This window comes from Parapedobacter sp. 2B3 (genome assembly GCF_041925275.1).
Lineage (GTDB): Bacteria > Bacteroidota > Bacteroidia > Sphingobacteriales > Sphingobacteriaceae > Parapedobacter > Parapedobacter pyrenivorans_A.
The window spans coordinates 1-2,857 of sequence record NZ_JBHEUZ010000045.1 but is presented as its reverse complement, the minus strand read 5'-3'; the positions used below and the strand labels follow the sequence as shown (position 1 = coordinate 2,857).

At 37.2% G+C, this 2,857-nt stretch carries 2 protein-coding genes; both read right to left on the bottom strand.

Annotation, left to right across the window (positions count from 1 at the left end; genetic code table 11):
* Positions 1–304: 304 nt before the first annotated feature.
* Complete coding sequence (locus ACEVG1_RS20930) at positions 305–1,156, bottom strand: hypothetical protein (protein WP_374745678.1); 852 nt, start codon at positions 1,154–1,156, stop codon at positions 305–307.
* A gap of 176 nt (positions 1,157–1,332) precedes the next feature.
* Entirely contained in the window at positions 1,333–1,845 is a 513-nt protein-coding gene (locus tag ACEVG1_RS20925) for a hypothetical protein (RefSeq protein ID WP_374745677.1), read from the bottom strand.
* Positions 1,846–2,857: the final 1,012 nt, after the last annotated feature.

Sequence of the window (2,857 nt, the reverse complement as noted above, 5' to 3'; positions counted from 1 at the left end):
TTTCATGATTTAAATATACTGAAAATCAAGCTAATATCAAATGTTATTTCAAATCAATGAGTTTTTAGAGGTGCCCTTAAGTAAAAACTCTTTAAATTAAAAGAAACAAATAGCTTTTCTTTCCCTGCGCTCGTGAGTTCAATTGCGTCATCATCATAATTTATATAGCCCAATTCAGTATACTTGGTAATAAAACTGAAAATTTCTGAAGGCTTGATTTTATGGCGGGAGTAAAATGTAAAAGTTTGTAGTCGATAATCAGACGACGATAATAAATCTCCAAATATTCGCTTGTCTATGTTAGTCATATTTCAAAACCTTTCTCATATCTAGTTAACAGAGTATTCCGTAGGTTATTTTTTTTATCTAAAAGCCACCAAAATATCGGAAATACCGAATTTGGGGTATTGCCATTGCATCCCTCCATTGTATATAATGCCTCCGCACCCCCGTATCCAAATGAATAATCAAATAATTGTTTGTCGTTAATTTTTTCCGCCAATTCAAGTTCTAATTCCAACATGTTATCTTCAGCTTTCTTTAATTCCACGCCGGCAAATGACTCTGATATTCCTTTGGTAAGCTGTAAGGGGCAAAAAATATCAACCCCTTCACCTCGTAATTGATCTATTGTAGTCTTAATGCCTGCCAAAAAACAGAACTTAACTTGATAATCGCCATTCAAAACGCCTTGAAGGAAGTTCAATTTACCGCGCAATGTTTTTCCACTTCCTACGAATTCGTCAACAATTACAATTTTGTTTAAACCTTTGTTGAAACGTTTGGCAACCTTGGAAAAATTGTTAACTAATTCTGGGCTTCTCCAACCTAGCTTGAATAATGGCACCTTTATTTGGTCTAGCATTTTTTGACCACTATCTGCATTATCATCTTGGGTTATCGCCAAAATTTGTGTCTCCTTCTGTACGAACCCGGTTTCGTTGATAATGTAGGTCGCAATATCATTTAAGAGCATGGACAAATTGTCATTGTTGAGATATGAAAAGTCACTGAGAAGCTTAAAAACTAGGTTTTCTTTACCTTCGTTGTTGCACAATTTAAGCAATTGATCAATTTCTGCCTCCTTAGAGTTCAACCAATTTTGCCTGATATAAAGCTGTACTAACTTATTATAGTATCTCTTTTTTAGGTTCATTATATCAAAAAAAGGTAGTTCAGTTTGATTGAAAATATGTCAATTTAATTAAAATAATTTACTTCCATAATACGATTGCTATATAATAGCTAGTTGTTTACCGTGGTCTAATATACGTTGTATTGAAAATAAAAGAAATACTTCATCGAAAATAGTTTTGCCCTGATTTTCTAAGACTACCTCACCGTATAAACATACCAACCCTTCCTTTCCAGATTTCGTATCCGTTTGATTCTATCTGCATTCCTTACCATGGCCAACGATATATATGCGCTTGAAAACTTCCATCCTCTGGCTTCGAAAAGCTGACTGATTTTACTGATGCCAAGTCCTTTTTTTCTAAAATTCTCATTGTAAAGCAATTCAAAATTTATTGCATATGTGATAGAAGGACGTTTTTCTAAGATCGTGCTGTACTCGGGATTACCCTTGTGTTGTGTAATTAGTTTATCGCGAAACATCCGGTCAGCTTCAATCTCGCGCCTATTTATGCTTGCAAACGATTTTCTGAAAAAGTCACAAGCTTTGTTAATGTCATTAATGCTAAATTCAGCTGCTCCTTTCTTTATGCGCCTAATTTGCTTTTCTGAGACATCTAGCAAATCGGCAAAGCTGAGATCTGTTAAGCCTGAATAGTCGAGAAGTTTGAAAATGTTCTTACGGATTAACTCTTTATTTAAATTAGCCATTCGGCTAATCTCATCTTGTTATTAATTACAAAAGCGGTCAATAATTTCTTTTATTGAAATTTGTTTATTACATTTGTTTCGTTGATACACAAATGATTGTGTTTATTGATTTATTTGTGTGCTAATAAGGCATTGACAAAGAGTCTCGACAGCAAATTCCGACATTTTTGCAAACAGGCGAGACGATAGGTTAATGCCCGAGAGTATATTTTGGTACATTTGTGCCACTTATAGCTCCCGGGCTCTATCGTAAATCCGTCCTGTTTGGCCGTCGGAAGCCTGCTGTACGGTTGATAGGGTCCGGGAGCTATAGCATTCAGGCCAAATAAAACCAACGGGACTCGTTTTCAACTAACCAATATGAAAACGAGTTTTTTATTTTTAAGAACAGCCAATTTTCCAGCTCCGATAGGAGAGAGGGAAACGGCATTGTCGAAAGCGTGGGAAATCTCCACGCAGAATCTTTACAAAAGTATAATAAGAAAGCCTGTTTGATTTGAGTAAAAGACGTCGGGTTAATTAACGTAATTTCTTACACCTAAAATCAAACATTATAATGAAGCAATTTTTACGCTTATGGGGCGCATATGGCCTCAAGCGAACACAACCGGAATACCTTTTATGCCAACAATCCTTACTTAAGGTGCGATACATCCTTACGGGATACGTAGCCCCTATGCTACGGAAATGTACCCACACCATAGTACACTACCCGTACTTTACCTGTACACTGCCAGTACTTGAAACACACTCGTGCTTTCTTCGTACTTTCTTCTCCCTTTCTTCTACCATCTCGCGTGAATCTATCGGGCCGTATACGGCCGGTATCCAGGAAAACCACGTGTACAGCACGGATACACCCCGCGTACGGCCTGCGAGATGGGAGAACACGGGCAGGAGAAAGGCAGAAGAAGGTGGGGCTGTTCTTCGAAGACTATGGAATTGCAATAGTCTACTGGAGATTTTTTTCTTTTAGGTTAAGGTTGATAGCCTGTCCTTTCATGCGGCTTTT

Excerpts from the sequence above, each read along its gene's own strand:
- ACEVG1_RS20930 (WP_374745678.1), bottom strand. The coding sequence starts at position 1,156 with ATGAACCTAAAAAAGAGATACTATAATAAGTTAGTACAGCTTTATATC.
- ACEVG1_RS20925 (WP_374745677.1), bottom strand. The coding sequence starts at position 1,845 with ATGGCTAATTTAAATAAAGAGTTAATCCGTAAGAACATTTTCAAACTT.